Source organism: Symbiopectobacterium sp. Eva_TO (assembly GCF_053848865.1).
Genome location: NZ_JBSPEY010000004.1, coordinates 1899616 through 1916407 on the forward strand (window position 1 = coordinate 1899616; position 16792 = coordinate 1916407).

Sequence of the window (16792 nt, forward strand, 5' to 3'; positions counted from 1 at the left end):
GTTTTATCGCCCGTTAACGGCGATTCGCTCCGCGATCGTCGCATTTTTCCATGATATCACCTGAAATAGATCCCAATTACCTTACAGCGTCGCGTTTCGGGACTCCACTCGGGCGGCGTTAACGGTTATAGTGGCTATTATGAAGTGAAAAAAACCTACGGGACAACGACGTCGAAAGAGGTGTCTTTATGACTTGGGAGTATGCGCTAATAGGATTAGTTGTCGGCATCATCATCGGTGCTGTCGCCATGCGCTTTGGCAACTCTAAACTGCGGCAACAACAAGCGCTGCAAAGCGAGTTGGAAAAGAGCAAAACAGAACTGGAGACCTATCGTCAGGAGTTGGTGTGCCATTTTGCCCATAGCGCCGAGTTGTTGGACAACATGGCAAAGGATTACCGTCAGTTGTACCAGCATATGGCTAAAAGCTCTAGCAACCTGCTGCCAGATTTGCCGATGCAGGATAACCCGTTAACCGAGGCGGAAGCAGACAACGATCAGGCCCCCGTAGGCATGCCGCCGCGCGATTATTCAGACGGCGCGTCCGGACTGCTGAGCGGTGAGCGCCCGCTGCGCAAATAACCCCCGCGCACCACTGCGTGAAGGGCAAGCTCCTTCACGCAGCCTACATCTCCATTATCCCTTCCCTGCGCAGTTTGACGATAGTTACATTCCCTTGACGAAAGAACAGTGAACTTTACACGTTATTCGCTGGTCGACTCTTCACCAGCCGTTTAAGTTTATATATCATCATTTTATTCATGATCGACACGCTGTCGATGGTTCGCAGGTTGTGAGAGATAATTCAAATGAAGAAAAAATCATTATTATTCAGCGCACTGGCAGTAAGCATGAGCCTGGCATTGTCATCGCTTCCTGCCGCACAAGCCGCCCTGCCCGCCGTGGTGGAAGGTCAACAGTTACCCAGTCTGGCACCAATGTTAGAAAAAGTGATACCGGCGGTGGTCAGCGTGCATGTGGAAGGTACGCAAACGCAGCGCCAACGCGTACCGGAGGAGTTTAAGTTCTTCTTTGGTCCGAATGCACCGTCCGGCAAGCAGAACAGTCGCCCGTTTGAAGGCCTCGGTTCAGGCGTGATTATCGATGCGACCAAAGGGTATGTACTGACCAATAACCATGTCATCAACAACGCCGATAAAATTCGCGTGCAATTGAATGACGGCCGGGAATATGACGCCAAACTGCTGGGTCGCGATGAACAAAGCGACATCGCCCTGCTGCAACTGAACGATGCCAAGAATCTGCAAGAAGTTAAAATGGCGGATTCTGACCAACTGCGCGTCGGAGATTTCGCCGTCGCCGTGGGTAACCCGTTTGGTCTGGGCCAAACGGCCACCTCAGGCATTATCTCCGCGCTAGGTCGCAGCGGCCTGAATCTGGAAGGGTTAGAAAACTTTATCCAGACCGATGCCTCTATTAACCGCGGTAACTCCGGCGGCGCGCTGGTTAACCTCAACGGTGAGCTGATTGGAATCAACACCGCGATCCTGGCACCGGGCGGCGGTAACATCGGTATCGGGTTTGCCATTCCCAGCAACATGGCGCAAAACCTGGCGCAGCAACTTATCGAGTTCGGTGAAGTGAAACGCGGTCTGTTAGGCATCAAAGGCAGCGAAATGACCGCCGACATGGCGAAAGCTTTCAAGGTGGAAGCGCAACGTGGTGCCTTCGTCAGCGAGGTATTGCAAAAATCCGCGGCCGCCAAGGCGGGTATCAAGGCCGGTGATGTGCTGACATCACTGGACGGCAAACCGATCAACAGCTTTGCTGAACTGCGTGCCAAAATCGGCACCACCGCGCCCGGTAAAACGGTGAAAATTGGCCTGTTGCGTGAAGGAAAACTGCTGGAACTCTCCGTGGTTCTCGATAATAACACCTCTGCCGCCACCAGCGCTGAGAGCCTGTCTCCGGCCTTGCAGGGCGCATCGCTTTCCAATGGTCAGGCGAAGGATGGCAGTAAAGGGGTACAAATCGAAGACGTCACCAAAGACACACCGGCGGCACAGGTGGGCTTGCAGAAAGGCGATATAATTGTCGGCGTTAATCGTGAACGGGTAGAAAACATCACCCAACTGCGCAAAATTCTGGAAAGCAAACCCAGCGTGCTGGCGCTGAACGTGGTGCGTGGCGAAGAAACGATTTACCTGCTGCTACGCTAATACAATATATTGTATCAATACTATAAAATCGGACACGGTACATGCCGTGTCCGGTAAACTCATGTTATCCTCCGCTTACCTATCCACTTCCCTGTATGTTTTATGCTCGCAAAACTCTTTCGCTCCGCCATTATTGGCGCGATCGTGGCGGGAATTCTGCTCGCGATCATGCCGTTGCTACGGTCAAATACCGCACTGTTTTCCCGCTCACCCAGTATCCAGAGTGAGGATGTGCCGCTTAGCTACAATCAGGCCGTTCGCCGCGCAGCGCCTTCGGTGGTTAACGTCTATAGCCGAGAATCAAGCAGCGAGAACAACGGGGAACTGAATATTCGCCTGCTCGGATCTGGCGTGATCATGAGTGAAAAGGGCTACGTGCTGACCAATAATCACGTGATAAACAATATCGCGCAGTTGGTTATCTCGTTACAGGATGGCCGCGTCTATGAGGCCAGCGTGATTGGCACCGACAAGCTGACCGATCTGGCGGTGGTGAAAGTGGAAGCCGCCAACCTACCGGTTATCACCATCAACGAAAAACGCACTGCGCACATCGGTGATGTGGTGCTGGCTATCGGCAACCCTTACAACCTGGGGCAAACCGTTACCCAGGGCATTATCAGCGCCACCGGCCGCGTGGGGTTGAGTTTGATGGACGGCTCTGGTTCCGGCTTTGGCGGGCGTCAGAATTTCTTGCAAACCGATGCCTCCATCAACCACGGTAACTCTGGCGGTGCGTTGGTCAACACGCTGGGTGAACTGGTCGGCATCAATACACTGACCTTTGATAAAGGCAGCGACGGAGAAACGCCGGAGGGCATTGGTTTCGCCATTCCGGTAGCACTGGCGACCAAGGTGATGGGAAAACTGATTCGTGATGGTCGTGTGATTCGCGGCTATATCGGCATTAACGGCGCGCAGGCGGAAGGGTTGTCACCCAATAGCACGCTGGACGGCAATAAACGGTTGCAAGGCGTGATCGTGATGAATGTCGAACCCGGTGGTCCCGCGGATAAAGGCGGCATGAAAAAAGGTGACGTGTTGCTAACCATGAACGGCAAGCCCGCCGTCTCAGTTATCGAAACCATGGATCAGGTGGCTGAAATTCGCCCCGGTACCGCCGTTCCAGTAGCCATTCGCCGTGGCGACCAGGAGATGACGCTGTCGGTGACGATTCAGAAGTTTCCTGAGAGCTAACGTTACCAGTATGAGCAGCACCGCGGCTGCTCATACTGAAACGGGATTACGCGTCGTTGCCACTCACACGTTCGATGTTCGCACCCAGCCCACGCAGTTTATCTTCAATGCGTTCGTAGCCGCGATCGATGTGATAGATACGATCAACGAGGGTTGTACCTTCCGCGATACACCCCGCCAGCACCAGACTGGCTGATGCTCGCAGATCGGTCGCCATTACCTGAGCGCCAGAAAGCGTATCAACGCCGTGGCAGATCACGGTGTTACTCTCAATCTCTGCCTGCGCGCCCATGCGAATCAGTTCCGGTACGTGCATAAAGCGGTTTTCGAAGATGGTTTCGGTGATAACACCGGTGCCTTCTGCCACCAGATTCAGCAGGCTGAACTGCGCTTGCATATCGGTCGGGAAGCCGGGATGCGGAGAGGTACGCACGGTAACCGCTTTCGGGCGTTTGCCATGCATATCCAGGCTGATCCAGTCCTCACCCACTTCGATATCTGCGCCTGCATCACGCAATTTTGCCAGCACGGCATCCAGCGTATCCGGACGCGTGTTGCGGCACACAATGCTGCCACGAGAGACGGCAGCGGCCACCAGGAACGTGCCGGTTTCGATACGGTCCGGCAGCACGCGATAAACGCCGCCACCCAGACGCTCGACGCCTTCGATAACGATCTTGTCGCTGCCGGCGCCTGTGATTTTGGCACCCATTGCGTTCAGGAAGCCCGCCGTATCAACAATTTCCGGCTCGCGCGCGGCGTTTTCGATAATGGTGGTGCCTTCCGCCAGCGTTGCCGCCGTCATGATGGTGACAGTTGCACCGACGCTGACTTTATCCATGACGATATGCGCGCCCAGTAAACGCCCGTCAACCGTGGCTTTAACATATCCCTCTTCCAGCACGATCTTGGCACCCAGCTGCTCCAATCCGGTAATGTGCAGATCGACCGGACGTGCGCCAATCGCGCAGCCGCCAGGCAGTGAAACCTGCCCCTGACCGAAACGCGCGACCAGCGGCCCCAACGCCCAGATAGAAGCGCGCATGGTTTTCACCAGATCGTAAGGAGCGCAAAATACGTTAACGTCGCGGGCATCCACATGCACCGAACCGTTGCGCGTCACGTGAGCACCTAACTGGCTAAGCAGCTTCATCGTGGTATCGATATCACGCAGCTTGGGAACATTTTGGATTTCTACTGGCGCTTCCGCCAACAGGGCCGCAAACAGGATGGGCAGGGCGGCATTTTTCGCCCCGGAGATAGTGACTTCACCAGTGAGCCGGGTAGGACCCTGCACACGAAAGTTGTCCATAGTTAAAGGTTCTCAGCTTGCTAAATGTATTCCAGGGCGCACTGCTCTCGCTTAAAAGCCGTTCAGCTTGCGATCGCGCTGCCATTCTTCCGGTGTATAGGCCTTGATGGAAAGCGCATGAATGCGGTTATCCGCAATGTACTCAATCAAGGGCGCGTATACGGTCTGCTGCTGTTTGACACGACGCATACCAGCAAAAATATCCCCCACGGCGACGACCTGAAAGTGGCTGCCATCGCCCGTTACGTGGACTTCTTGCAGTGCGAGTGCCTTCATCAGCACCTCTTCGATCTCGTTATTTTCCATCGCTCTCAATTCTGTATTCAGGGGGAGGATTATCAGCCGTGTATCTTAGATGAATACGCCGTTTTCTTAAACAAAGAAATCCCTCTTGGCGTAAGCTAAGAGGGCTGTTTTCATCTATACGCGGGAAAGGTAAAGAAAAAAATCAAACGACAGGGATAATATCGTTGAGGTTATACAGCGCAATCAACGTTTTTACCCGCTCACTGGCACCAGAAATCACGAAGGATGGCGTTGAACGGATCTGCTGTTGATAGAGATGCACCAACAGCGCCAACCCGGCGGAATCCACTCGCTCCAGCGCAGCGATATCCAGCGCCTGCTTGCCCTTCAATAAGGTCTCACGCTGCTGCCAAAACGGCAGCAGGGAATCGCGATCCAAATCGCCGGACAGCGCCAGCGTCGAGTCTTGCGACGTCCAGCGCAGTGCCTCAGCCATTCTTCTGCTCCAGCGTAATCGGCTGACGAGCGGAAGCTTCCAACTGCTTGGTTAACCCATCAACACCCTGTTGACGCAAAATAGCTGCCCATTCGTTTTGCTTGGTGGTGATCATGCTCACCCCTTCAGCAATCATGTCGTAAGCCTGCCAGTTACCGGTCTGGCTGTTTTTACGCCATTGAAAATCCAAACGCACCGGTGGGCGTCCACCGTTATCGATAATGGTCACACGGATAGGAATGATATCAGCGCTGCCCAGCGGCTGTTCCGGCGCAATCTGATAGTTCTGTCCATGATACAGCGCCAGCGCCTGACCGTAGGCTTGCGCTAAATAGGCTTCGAACGCCTTGAAATAGGCATCACGCTGCGCCGGCGTCGCTTCTTTGTAGTAGCGGCCCAGCACCAGCGCCCCTGCATAGCGAATCTGAACATACGGCAGCAGCTCTTCTTGCACGATTTGAGGCAAGTAGTTCGGATCCTGCTTGATGCGTGGTTGTTCCGTTTTCAGACGCGTAAAGGTCTTCTCCGCCGCATCGTTCATCAAACGATAAGGATTGGTTTGATCCGCCGCGCTGGCGAGATGTGCCACGACCAGCAGTGCCACCATCAGTAAACGTTTTAACATGCAGATGTCCTCTTGATTATTGTGCTGCGCCCGGCGCAGGAGCAGACGGCGCTGGCGTCAATGCCGGTTCGTTTTGCGGCACAGATTCCGTTTTTCCCGTATTGTCGGCGCTATCTCTCCCGCTCTTATAGAGGAATTGTCCGATTAAGTCTTCCAGCACCATGGCAGATTTGGTGTCCTGAATCACACCGCCATCGGCGAGGATCTTGGTGCCCATTTCTTCATCTTCGAAGCCGATATTCAGCGCCAGATACTGTTCGCCCAACAGCCCGTAGGTGCGGATCGCCAGCGAACTGGTGTCAGGAATATGGTCGTACCGGCGTTGGATATCCATGGCAACGTGCGGCAAATAGGTTTTGGTATCCAACGAAATATCAGCAACGCGACCAATCACCACGCCACCGACTTTTATCGGAGAACGCGCTTTCAGGCCGCCGATATTGTCAAACGTGGCGTACAACCGGTAGGTCTGTTCGCTGTCGATAGACTTCACATCGGCGACTTTCAAACAGAGAAAAATAATGGCGCCCAGGGCGATCAACAGGAATACGCCAACCCAGATTTCACTTCGCTTTGTTTGCATCGACTCAGTTCCCAAACATCAGTGCTGTCAGCACAAAATCCAATCCCAATACCGCCAATGACGAATGCACTACCGTGCGCGTCGTCGCCCGGCTGATCCCCTCAGAGGTTGGGATCGCATCATAGCCATTGAACAACGCAATCCAGGTCACGGTAATCGCAAATACCACACTTTTGATCACACAGTTCAGCAGATCCTTGCGCCACTCTACGGCGCCCTGCATCGCTGACCAAAAGAAGCAATCATCGATGCCCTCCCAACTCACCCCAACCAACGCGCCGCCCCAGATGCCGACCGCCACAAAGATGATCGTCAACATCGGCATGCTGATAAGTCCCGCCCAGAAACGGGGGGCCACCACGCGCCGCAGCGGGTCTACCGCCATCATCTCCATACTGGAGAGCTGTTCGGTGGCTTTCATCAGGCCGATTTCCGCCGTCAGGGCCGAGCCAGCGCGGCCAGCAAACAACAGCGCGGTGACCACCGGCCCCAGTTCGCGCAACAAAGAGAGCGCCACCATCATGCCCAAACTGGCCTCGGCGCTGTAGGTGGTCAGCACGATATACCCTTGCAGCCCCAACACCATACCGATAAAGAGACCAGGCACCAGGATGATCAACAGTGACTGAACCCCAACGCTGTGCAGTTGCTTGAGCAACAGCGGGCCTTGCTTGCGCAGTTCGGGACGGCCCACCAGCGCATTAAATAACATGAACCCGGCACGGCCAAAGGCAGCACAGGACCGGATTCCCTGACGTCCCAACGACGCCAATGCTTCTCGTAGCATGAATTGATTAACTCCCGGAGCCTAACAGGCTGGTTTTGTAGTCACCAGCAGGAAAGCGAAATGGCACGGGACCATCGGCAATGCCGTCAATAAATTGCCGTACCCGAGGATCGGTATTCGCACGCAGCGCCTCCACCGAACCGTGCGCAACGATATGCTGATCCGCCACGATGTAGGCATAATCCGCGATGCTCAGCACTTCCGGCACGTCATGGGAGACCACAACGCAGGTGATACCCAGCGCATGATTCAGTTCATCGATAAGCTTAACCAACACGCCCATGGTGATCGGATCCTGACCGACAAAGGGTTCGTCGAACATGATCATCTGTGGATCGAGCGCGATGGCACGGGCCAGTGCGGCACGGCGAGCCATCCCTCCAGAAAGCTCTGAAGGCATCAGATTAGCCGCACCGCGTAACCCGACCGCTTCCAGTTTCATCAGCACCGTGCTGCGTAACAGCGTTTCGGGCAGTTGGGTGTGTTCCCGCAGTGGCCAGGCCACGTTCTCAAACACCGTAAGATCGGTGAACAACGCGCCAGATTGGAACAACATGCTCATCTTCTTACGCACGTCATACAATCGGGAACGGGAGAGCGTTGGAATATTCTCTCCGTCAAACCAGATCTCGCCGCTGTCCGGTTGAAGCTGACCGCCAATCAGGCGCAGCAATGTGGTTTTACCGATACCGGAGGGCCCCATGATAGCGGTGACTTTCCCTTTGGGTACGGTTAACGAAACATCGGTGAAAATGGGCCGCTCGCCACGCGAAAAATTGAGCCCACGAATTTCAACCAGATGAGTAGCATCTTGGTTCATGCGATCTTTTCCTTCACTCACTCCCCTTGACGATCGTCGCTGTTATACGTCCATGACGTGCAACAACCGTTGCATTTCCTATCAAGCTTAACGGCAGGTTTCAGAAAAAGCCCGAGTTTTACAAAATATTACCGACAATTCTTACCGAAAAGGGCGGGTTCTGGCTGCCATAGGTTTTACTTTTTCTGCCCAGACAGTCAAAATTACCCCTCTACGATGCAACGCAATTTTTGCTCGACATTCGTCCGCGCACCGCTTCATTGCCTTATGAGCCGGTGATTATACCCGAATAAAGGACGCTGCATGCTTTTTGCGATAGTTCTGCTGGTTATTGGCCTGTTTCTCTTGGTTTATGGTGCTGACCGTTTGGTTTATGGCGCAGCCGTTCTTGCCCGTGTGTGGGGCGTTTCTCCTTTGATTATCGGCGTGATGATTGTTGACATCGGCACGTCACTGCCAGAATTGGCGGTGTCGGTAACAGCGGGTCTGAACCAGCAAATGGACATGGCGGTCGGTAACGTATTAGGTTCGAATATCGCCAATATCATGCTAATCCTCGGCAGTGCTGCCCTTATTCGCCCCTTAACCTTTCGCTCCGATCTGCTGCGGCGTGAACTGCTCCCCATGCTGTTGATCACGCTGTTCAGCGGCGGTGTGCTTTACAATGGCTATCTAAGTCGGCTTGATGGCGTCATGCTGCTCGCGGCGGCGGGTGCCTGGATCGTGCTAATGCTGCGCATGGCGCGTCAGGCGCAACAGAACGGCAGTGACAGCCTGACACGCGAACAATTGGCGGAACTGCCGCAGTCACAGGCTGACGGTAACCAGACGGTTGCCGTCCTCTGGTTGCTGCTGGGATTGATTATTCTGCCGATGGCGGCGCGTATCGTTATTGACAATGCAACGGTGATTGCACGTCATTTCGCCTTTGATGAGTTGACCATCGGGCGACAGTGCTGGCGATTGGCACCAGCCTGCCGGAACTGGCTACCGCCATCGTCGGCATGCTGAAAAAAGAGGATGATATCGCGCTTGGTAACCTGATTGGGTCGAACGTCTTCAATCTGGTTATCGTGCTTGGTGTTCCGGCGCTGCTGTCACCCGGTGCGGTGAACCCACTGGCATTTCAACGCGATTACGGCGTGATGCTGGGAGCGAGCCTGCTGCTGACGCTGCTCTGTCTGCGCAAAAAGCGCTCTATCGGACAAGGTGCTGGCGCGCTGTTACTGTGTATGTTTATTGCTTACCTTGCGACGCTGTTTTTGCTGTATTAGCGGCGCACGACCCGTTTTCTTGGAAAACTCAAATAGTCAGGATTAACCGTTATGTCCAACGTTGAACAACAGCCCGATTTTGATTTTCAACAGGCGGGCCGACACGTGCTCGCCATCGAACGCGACGGGTTGGCCCATCTGGACCATTATATCGATGACAACTTCACCCGCGCTTGTCGCACCATGTTCCATTGCCAGGGCAAAGTGGTGGTAATGGGAATGGGTAAATCCGGGCACATCGGGTGCAAGATGGCGGCGACTTTCGCCAGCACCGGCACCCCCTCGTTTTTTGTCCATCCCGGCGAGGCCAGCCACGGTGACCTAGGCATGATCACCGCACAAGATATCGTGATCGCCATATCCAACTCGGGTGAGTCCAATGAAATTCTGGCACTGATCCCGGTGCTCAAACGTCTGGGCGTATTTCTGATTTGCATCACCAGCAACCCGGAAAGCACCATGGGTAAAGCCGCCGATATTCATCTCTGTGTCCATGTGCCACAGGAAGCCTGTCCGTTAGGGCTCGCTCCCACTTCCAGCACCACGGCCACACTGGTGATGGGCGATGCGCTTGCCGTTGCCTTGTTACAGGCGCGGGGTTTCACCGCAGAAGATTTTGCCCTTTCTCACCCCGGCGGCGCACTGGGCCGCAAACTTCTGCTGCGCGTTGCGGATATCATGCATACCGGAGACGAGATCCCCCACGTTACCCGAGACGCGTCGTTGCGTGATGCGCTGGTGGAGATCACCCGCAAGAGTTTCGGTATGACCGTGATTTGCACGCCGGACATGATGATCGAAGGCATCTTCACCGACGGTGACCTGCGCCGCATCTTCGATATGCAGATCAACCTCAATGATGCGCGTATCGCCGATCTGATGACCGCAGGCGGTATTCGGGTCACCCCCAATACGTTGGCGGTGGATGCGCTGAATCTGATGCAGTCGCGCCATATTACGTCGCTGCTGGTGGCACAATCCGATCGACTGGTCGGTATCGTCCATATGCATGATATGCTGCGCGCTGGCGTGGTGTGATAGTCAACGGGATCGTCTTTCTGGCGCTCCCTAAAGAAAGAAGGGTGACATCAAGGATATGTGTTTATGAATAACCCCCAAGCGCAAACTACCACCTGCTACGGCCCCGTCGCGGATCGGGTATTGGAAAAGGCGCAAGCCATCAAATTGCTGATTTGCGATGTTGACGGCGTGCTCTCCGACGGCCTTATCTACATGGGCAATCAAGGGGAAGAACTGAAGGCGTTTAACGTACGCGATGGTTATGGTATTCGCTGTCTGCTAACGTCCGGCATTGAAGTCGCCATAATTACCGGGCGCTCTGCGCCGCTGGTGGAAGACCGCTGCCGCACGCTGGGTATCACCCATCTTTATCAGGGACAGTCAGATAAGGTTTTGGCCTTCCGTGAACTGTTAGATACACTGTCGCTTAACGCCGATCAGGTTGCCTATATTGGTGACGATTTGATTGACTGGCCGGTGATGGCACTGATAGGCCTTAGCGTCGCCGTGGCAGATGCACACCCTCTGCTGCTGCCTAAGGCAGACTACGTGACCAAAATTGCTGGTGGGTGCGGTGCGGTACGCGAACTGTGCGACCTTATCCTGCTGGCACAGGGCAAGCTGGACGACGCCAAAGGGCTATCGATATGAAGGTATCGTCACGGCAAGGGGGCTATCGCCGCCCGCTTGTCGGGGTACAAGTTTGTTACAACATGAGTTTGCCACGGCATAAGTTTGCGATGACCATGAGTACGTTTTTATTATGAATAAGACGAAGCGTTGGCTAACCGCGCTATTGGCGCTCATTGTATTGATTCTGATTGGCTGGAACCTGACGGATCAGGACAGCGCGCCACAAACGGAAACCCAGGATAATGCGGTGCCGACCTACACCAGCGATGAAACCACCACGCGCGTGTTTAACCCGCAGGGTGGCCTGAACTATCAACTCGTGGCGCAGAGAGTGGAGTACTTTAACGCGGAACAGCTCACCTGGTTTACCGCGTCTGTCGCTACGCTGTTTAACGAACAGGGTATCGCCACCTGGTCGGTGCAAGCTGACCGCGCCAAGCTGACCAAAGATAAAATGTTGTTCTTATACGGGCATGTGGAAGTTAACAGTCTGACCAATGACTCACAATTACGGCAGATAAAAACCGATAATGCGCAAGTTAACCTGGTGACACAGGACATCGCCTCCGATGATGAGGTGACACTGTACGGAGCCAGTTTCCTCTCGAATGGGATGAAAATGCGCGGTAATTTGCGTAACAAAACTGCCGAATTGATTGAAAAGGTAAAAACCTCTTATGAAATTCAACACCAATAATGCCTGGCGTCACGAGGCCATTGCCAGCGCCCTGTTAGCAGCAAGCCTACCTGCCCTTGCTGTGACAGGAGACACCAGTCAGCCGATTCACATTGATTCCGCGCAGCAGTCATTGGACATGCAGGGCAATACCGTCACGTTTACCGGCAATGTTACGGTCAAACAAGGCACCATTGATGTGAAGGCCGATAAAGTCGTGGTCACGCGCCCACAGGGATCGCAGGGCCAGGAAGTGATTGAAGCCTTTGGTAATCCGGTCACCTTTTACCAGATGCAAGACAATGGCAAGCCGGTGAAAGGCCGCGCACAGAAAGTGCGCTATGAACTGGCGCAGGATAGGATCACGCTGACGGGTAACGCGTATCTGGAACAACTGGATAGCAACGTGAAAGGCGATCGCATCACCTATCTGGTGAAACAGCAACAGATGGAGGCGGTGGGTGATAAAGGCGGGCGAGTAACCACTGTGCTGGTGCCCTCACAGCTACAGGAAAAGAACGGCAAGGCCGCCGCTCCCTCGTCTCAAAAAGACAAGCAGCAACCACAGGCAACTGAATAACCTATGGCAACATTAATCGCAGAAAACCTGGCGAAGGCCTACAAGGGACGTCGCGTGGTCGAAAACGTAAGTTTAACGGTCAACTCCGGTGAAATCGTCGGGTTGCTCGGGCCGAATGGTGCGGGAAAAACCACGACATTTTATATGGTTGTCGGCATTGTCCAGCGCGATTCAGGGCGGATCGTGATTGATGATGAAGAGATAAGCTTGCTGCCTTTGCACGAACGCGCGCGCCGCGGCATCGGCTATTTGCCGCAGGAAACCTCGATCTTTCGCCGTTTGAGCGTCTATGACAACCTGATGGCAGTCTTGCAGATTCGCAAAGACCTGACGCCGGAGCAGCAGGACGATCGCGCCAATGAGTTAATGGAAGAATTCCATATTATTCATTTACGCGATAGTCTGGGACAATCCTTGTCTGGCGGCGAACGTCGTCGCGTAGAGATCGCTCGCGCACTGGCGGCCAATCCCAAATTTATTTTGCTGGATGAACCCTTTGCCGGTGTCGATCCGATTTCAGTGCTCGACATAAAAAAAATCATTGAGCACCTGCGCGACAGCGGCCTGGGCGTGCTGATTACCGATCACAACGTGCGTGAAACGTTGGATGTGTGCGAACGCGCCTATATCGTCAGTCAGGGGCAGCTTATTTCCCACGGTTCACCCAGCGAAATTCTGGAGGATGAGCAGGTGAAACGCGTCTATCTGGGCGAAGGCTTCCGACTTTGATACTGTAACGTTTGCAATGGGCGTTCTATTTAAGGGAAAGTGACACGAGTTATGAAGCAAGGTTTGCAACTCAGGCTAAGTCAACAACTGGCCATGACGCCACAACTTCAGCAGGCGATCCGTCTGCTGAAGTTGTCTACGCTTGAACTCCAGCAAGAGATCCAACAAGCGCTGGAAAGCAACCCTCTGCTTGAACAAACCGATAGCCACGATGAAATCGATGCTCAGGAAACGAGCAACAGCGAATCACTGGATACGCGCGACGCCCTTGAGCAAAAAGATATGCCGGAAGAGCTGCCGCTGGACGCCACCTGGGATGAAATCTACTCCGCAGGCACGCCCTCGGGAACCTGCACCGATTACCGCGACGAAGAGCTGCCTGTCTATCAGGGTGAAACTACGCAAACCTTGCAGGATTACCTGATGTGGCAGGTAGAGTTGACGCCGTTTTCCGATACCGATGCGGCTATTGCTACGTCGATTGTCGATGCGGTGGACACCACCGGCTATCTGACCGTTCCGCTGGAAGACATTATCGAGAGCATCGGCGACGATGACGTGACGATTGAGGAAGTGGAGGCGGTGTTAAAACGTGTGCAACGTTTTGATCCGGTCGGCGTGGCAGCGCGTGATTTGCGCGATTGCTTGCAAATCCAGCTGTCTCAGTTTGCCCCCGAAACCCCGTGGCTGGCGGAAGCCAAGCTTATCGTCAATGAATACCTCGATTTGCTGGCCAACCATGATTTTCGCACGCTGATCCGCGCCAGCCGTATTAAAGAGGATGCGCTGAAAGAGGCGCTGGCACTGATTCAGTCACTCGACCCGCGTCCGGGCCAATCGATCAATACCGGCGAGTCGGAGTATGTGATCCCCGACGTGCTGGTGCGCAAGCATCAAGACCGCTGGGTGGTGGAACTCAACACCGACAGCGTGCCGCGTCTGCAAGTCAACCAGCAGTATGCCGCGCTCGGCCACAGCGCGCGTAACGACAGTGACAGCCAGTTTATCCGCAGCCACCTGCAAGAGGCGCGCTGGCTGATAAAAAGTCTGGAGAGCCGCAACGATACGCTGCTTAAGGTCACGCGCTGCATTGTGGAACAACAGCAGGATTTCTTTGAGAAAGGTGAAGAGTTTATGAAACCCATGGTGCTGGCGGATATCGCTCAGGCTGTGGATATGCATGAATCCACCATCTCACGCGTCACAACACAGAAATTTCTTCACAGCCCACGTGGCATTTTCGAACTAAAATATTTCTTCTCCAGCCATGTAAATACCGACAGCGGCGGTGAGGCATCATCCACTGCTATTCGGGCGCTGGTGAAAAAATTGATCGCGGCGGAAAACCCCGGCAAGCCCTTGAGCGATAGCAAGCTGACAACGCAGCTCTCCGATCAGGGGATCATTGTCGCGCGGCGTACCGTCGCAAAGTACCGAGAGTCTTTATCCATCCCGCCGTCAAACCAGCGTAAGCAGTTGGTTTGATTTCTACAGAGAAGGAAGACGCTATGCAGCTGAATATCACCGGACACCACATCGAGATCACACCCGCATTACGCGAGTTCGTTAACACAAAATTTGCCAAGCTGGAGCAATACTTTGATCGTATCAACCAGATCAACGTGGTGCTCAAGGTGGAGAAAGTGGAGCAAATTGCCGATGCTACTCTGTTCGTTAATGGCGGTGAGCTGCATGCCACATCCGAATCTGAAGACATGTATGCCGCCATCGATCTGTTGATCGACAAACTGGCGCGTCAGTTAAATAAACACAAGGACAAACTCAAACAGCACTGATCGTCATCTCCGCCTCCGGGCGCAGGTAATACGCCTCTGGCACAACGTCAGAGGCGTGAAGAGATGAGCGGGCCGTTAAGTGAACACACCATGAATAACGATCCCATTTTGCAACTCAGCGCGGTATTACGCCAAGAGTGCACCCGCAGCACCGTTCATTGCCAAAGCAAGAAACGGGCGTTGGAAATCATCAGCGAATTGGCAGCCAGACAGCTAAACCTTCCGACTCCGCTGATCTTCGAGGCATTGCTGACGCGCGAGAGAATGGGCAGTACCGGTATTGGCTGCGGTATCGCAATCCCCCACGGAAAACTCGGTGATGATAACGCCTTGGGCGCCACCGGAGTCTTTATCCAGCTTGAACAGCCAATATCTTTTGATGCTATTGATAATCAAGGCGTAGACTTGCTTTTTGCCTTGCTGGTTCCCGCAGAACAATGTAAAACCCATCTACATACGCTGTCGCTTGTCGCCAAACGTCTGGCTGACAAAAGTGTGTGTCGGCGTTTACGGGCAGCACAGAGTGACGAAGAGCTTTACCAAATTATGATTGAAGGGGATTAATCCCCGGTAGAAAGCGAGCGACATTCAGACATTCGCGCTACGATGTGCGTCATACAGATGAATCACTCGGTCAGGGTGTAACAAAAGAAGGCTATAGCCGGAGGGAAGTCGTCGGATGGTGCTGATGATTGTCAGTGGTCGCTCAGGTTCAGGAAAATCTGTGGCCCTGCGCGCCCTGGAAGATATGGGCTTTTATTGCGTGGACAACCTGCCCGTGGTGTTGCTGCCGGAACTGGCAAACACGCTGGCACAACGTGATATCTCGGCAGCGGTCAGTATAGACGTGCGCAACATGCCAGAATCGCCGGAAATCTTCGAGCACGCCATGGATCAGTTGCCGCCCAGTTTTGCGCCGCAACTGCTGTTTCTGGATGCCGATCGTAATACGCTGATTCGCCGTTACAGCGACACGCGCCGTCTGCACCCCCTTTCCAGCAAAAATCTTTCGCTGGAAAGCGCCATCGATGAAGAGAACGACCTGCTGGAACCGTTGCGCTCTCGTGCCGATCTGATCATTGATACCTCTGAAATGTCAGTGCATGAACTGGCGGAAATGCTGCGTACTCGGCTGTTGGGAAAACGCGAGCGTGAGCTGGCCATGGTGTTCGAATCCTTTGGTTACAAGCACGGCATTCCCATCGATGCGGATTACGTGTTTGATGTGCGCTTCCTACCTAACCCTCACTGGGACCCGAAATTGCGTCCGATGACCGGGCTGGACAAGCCAGTTGCCGCGTTCCTCGACCGCCATACGGAAGTGCACAATTTTATTTACCAGACGCGCAGCTATCTGGAACTGTGGCTGCCAATGCTGGAAACCAACAACCGCAGCTACCTGACGGTAGCCATTGGCTGTACCGGCGGCAAACACCGTTCCGTCTATGTGGCTGAGCAACTGGCAGACTATTTTCGCTCGCGCGGCAAAAACGTACAGTCCCGCCACCGCACGCTGGAAAAACGTAAATAATGACCGTCAAACACACCGTCATCGTCAAGAATAAGCTAGGCATGCACGCTCGCCCGGCGATGAAACTGTTTGAACTGGTGCAAAGCTTTGATGCCGAAGTGATGCTGCGTAACGAAAGCGGCGTTGAGGCGGAGGCCAGCAGCGTGATCGCCATGATCATGCTGGATTCTGCCCAGGGTAAACACATTGAAGTGGAAGCCAGCGGCGCAGATGAGGCCGCCGCACTGGCTGCGGTGGTTGAGTTATTCGAAGCCGGGTTTGATGAAGAATAACACGCGACAATAATCCCAAAAATCGACAATGCCATA

Annotated in this window: 20 protein-coding genes and 1 pseudogene; 14 read left to right on the plus strand and 7 right to left on the minus strand. The window is 54.1% G+C overall.

What is annotated here, in order from left to right; all coding sequences use genetic code 11:
• Positions 1 to 188 precede the first annotated feature (188 nt).
• The 3 genes from zapG to degS all read left to right on the plus strand — a co-directional run bounded on the left by zapG (position 189) and on the right by degS (position 3376).
• Positions 189 to 581, plus strand: a complete 393-nt coding sequence (zapG, locus tag ACWWJF_RS12000) for a Z-ring associated protein ZapG (protein ID WP_455869562.1) — start codon at positions 189 to 191, stop codon at positions 579 to 581.
• Between the two features lie 227 nt (positions 582 to 808).
• Positions 809 to 2179: a serine endoprotease DegQ gene (gene degQ / locus ACWWJF_RS12005; RefSeq protein ID WP_455869563.1), complete on the plus strand. Its 1371-nt coding sequence runs from the start codon at positions 809 to 811 to the stop codon at positions 2177 to 2179.
• Between the two features lie 102 nt (positions 2180 to 2281).
• Positions 2282 to 3376: an outer membrane-stress sensor serine endopeptidase DegS gene (degS, locus tag ACWWJF_RS12010; protein ID WP_455869564.1), complete on the plus strand. Its 1095-nt coding sequence runs from the start codon at positions 2282 to 2284 to the stop codon at positions 3374 to 3376.
• A gap of 46 nt (positions 3377 to 3422) precedes the next feature.
• Here degS and murA read toward each other — a convergent pair whose 3' ends face one another.
• The 7 genes from murA to mlaF form a co-directional block, all read right to left on the minus strand.
• Entirely contained in the window at positions 3423 to 4688 is a 1266-nt protein-coding gene (murA, locus tag ACWWJF_RS12015) for a UDP-N-acetylglucosamine 1-carboxyvinyltransferase (RefSeq protein ID WP_455869565.1), read from the minus strand.
• A 51-nt stretch (positions 4689 to 4739) separates the two neighbouring features.
• Positions 4740 to 4994, minus strand: coding sequence for a BolA family iron metabolism protein IbaG (gene ibaG / locus ACWWJF_RS12020; RefSeq protein ID WP_455869566.1), 255 nt, complete (start codon positions 4992 to 4994; stop codon positions 4740 to 4742).
• 142 nt (positions 4995 to 5136) lie between these two features.
• The gene (mlaB, locus tag ACWWJF_RS12025) at positions 5137 to 5430 is read right to left on the minus strand and encodes a lipid asymmetry maintenance protein MlaB (RefSeq protein WP_455869567.1); all 294 of its coding nucleotides are present in this window, start codon (positions 5428 to 5430) and stop codon (positions 5137 to 5139) included.
• Positions 5423 to 6055, minus strand: coding sequence for a phospholipid-binding protein MlaC (gene mlaC / locus ACWWJF_RS12030; RefSeq protein WP_455869568.1), 633 nt, complete (start codon positions 6053 to 6055; stop codon positions 5423 to 5425). Before mlaC ends, mlaB begins: the two co-directional genes overlap by 8 nt.
• A gap of 16 nt (positions 6056 to 6071) precedes the next feature.
• On the minus strand, positions 6072 to 6638 hold the full coding sequence (mlaD, locus tag ACWWJF_RS12035; protein ID WP_455869569.1) for an outer membrane lipid asymmetry maintenance protein MlaD: 567 nt from the start codon (positions 6636 to 6638) through the stop codon (positions 6072 to 6074).
• Between the two features lie 4 nt (positions 6639 to 6642).
• Positions 6643 to 7425, minus strand: a complete 783-nt coding sequence (gene mlaE / locus ACWWJF_RS12040) for a lipid asymmetry maintenance ABC transporter permease subunit MlaE (RefSeq protein WP_455869570.1) — start codon at positions 7423 to 7425, stop codon at positions 6643 to 6645.
• A 7-nt stretch (positions 7426 to 7432) separates the two neighbouring features.
• Positions 7433 to 8245 (minus strand): phospholipid ABC transporter ATP-binding protein MlaF, encoded by an 813-nt coding sequence (gene mlaF / locus ACWWJF_RS12045; RefSeq protein ID WP_455869571.1) that lies wholly within the window; start codon positions 8243 to 8245, stop codon positions 7433 to 7435.
• Between the two features lie 303 nt (positions 8246 to 8548).
• Between mlaF and ACWWJF_RS12050 the strand changes: the two are divergent.
• From ACWWJF_RS12050 to npr, 11 genes and pseudogenes are all read left to right on the plus strand, one after another.
• Positions 8549 to 9519: pseudogene (locus tag ACWWJF_RS12050) on the plus strand (calcium/sodium antiporter).
• 51 nt (positions 9520 to 9570) lie between these two features.
• Complete coding sequence (gene kdsD, locus ACWWJF_RS12055; protein WP_455869572.1) at positions 9571 to 10557, plus strand: arabinose-5-phosphate isomerase KdsD; 987 nt, start codon at positions 9571 to 9573, stop codon at positions 10555 to 10557.
• A gap of 66 nt (positions 10558 to 10623) precedes the next feature.
• Positions 10624 to 11190, plus strand: a complete 567-nt coding sequence (gene kdsC / locus ACWWJF_RS12060; RefSeq protein WP_455869573.1) for a 3-deoxy-manno-octulosonate-8-phosphatase KdsC — start codon at positions 10624 to 10626, stop codon at positions 11188 to 11190.
• Between the two features lie 112 nt (positions 11191 to 11302).
• A complete protein-coding gene (lptC, locus tag ACWWJF_RS12065) occupies positions 11303 to 11869 on the plus strand; it encodes an LPS export ABC transporter periplasmic protein LptC (RefSeq protein ID WP_455869574.1) in 567 nt (188 codons plus the stop codon).
• Entirely contained in the window at positions 11850 to 12428 is a 579-nt protein-coding gene (gene lptA, locus ACWWJF_RS12070; protein WP_455869575.1) for a lipopolysaccharide ABC transporter substrate-binding protein LptA, read from the plus strand. Before lptC ends, lptA begins: the two co-directional genes overlap by 20 nt.
• Positions 12429 to 12431: 3 nt before the next feature.
• The gene (gene lptB / locus ACWWJF_RS12075; RefSeq protein ID WP_455869576.1) at positions 12432 to 13157 is read left to right on the plus strand and encodes an LPS export ABC transporter ATP-binding protein; all 726 of its coding nucleotides are present in this window, start codon (positions 12432 to 12434) and stop codon (positions 13155 to 13157) included.
• 51 nt (positions 13158 to 13208) lie between these two features.
• Complete coding sequence (rpoN, locus tag ACWWJF_RS12080) at positions 13209 to 14642, plus strand: RNA polymerase factor sigma-54 (protein WP_455871057.1); 1434 nt, start codon at positions 13209 to 13211, stop codon at positions 14640 to 14642.
• Positions 14643 to 14665: 23 nt separating this feature from the next.
• Positions 14666 to 14953 carry a ribosome hibernation promoting factor gene (gene hpf / locus ACWWJF_RS12085; protein WP_195314275.1) on the plus strand — a complete coding sequence of 96 codons (288 nt, stop codon included), beginning with the start codon at positions 14666 to 14668 and terminating at the stop codon, positions 14951 to 14953.
• A 90-nt stretch (positions 14954 to 15043) separates the two neighbouring features.
• On the plus strand, positions 15044 to 15517 hold the full coding sequence (ptsN, locus tag ACWWJF_RS12090) for a PTS IIA-like nitrogen regulatory protein PtsN (protein WP_455869577.1): 474 nt from the start codon (positions 15044 to 15046) through the stop codon (positions 15515 to 15517).
• Between the two features lie 115 nt (positions 15518 to 15632).
• Positions 15633 to 16484 carry an RNase adapter RapZ gene (rapZ, locus tag ACWWJF_RS12095; RefSeq protein ID WP_455869578.1) on the plus strand — a complete coding sequence of 284 codons (852 nt, stop codon included), beginning with the start codon at positions 15633 to 15635 and terminating at the stop codon, positions 16482 to 16484.
• Entirely contained in the window at positions 16484 to 16756 is a 273-nt protein-coding gene (gene npr, locus ACWWJF_RS12100) for a PTS phosphocarrier protein NPr (protein ID WP_252319828.1), read from the plus strand. Before rapZ ends, npr begins: the two co-directional genes overlap by 1 nt.
• Positions 16757 to 16792 lie beyond the last annotated feature (36 nt).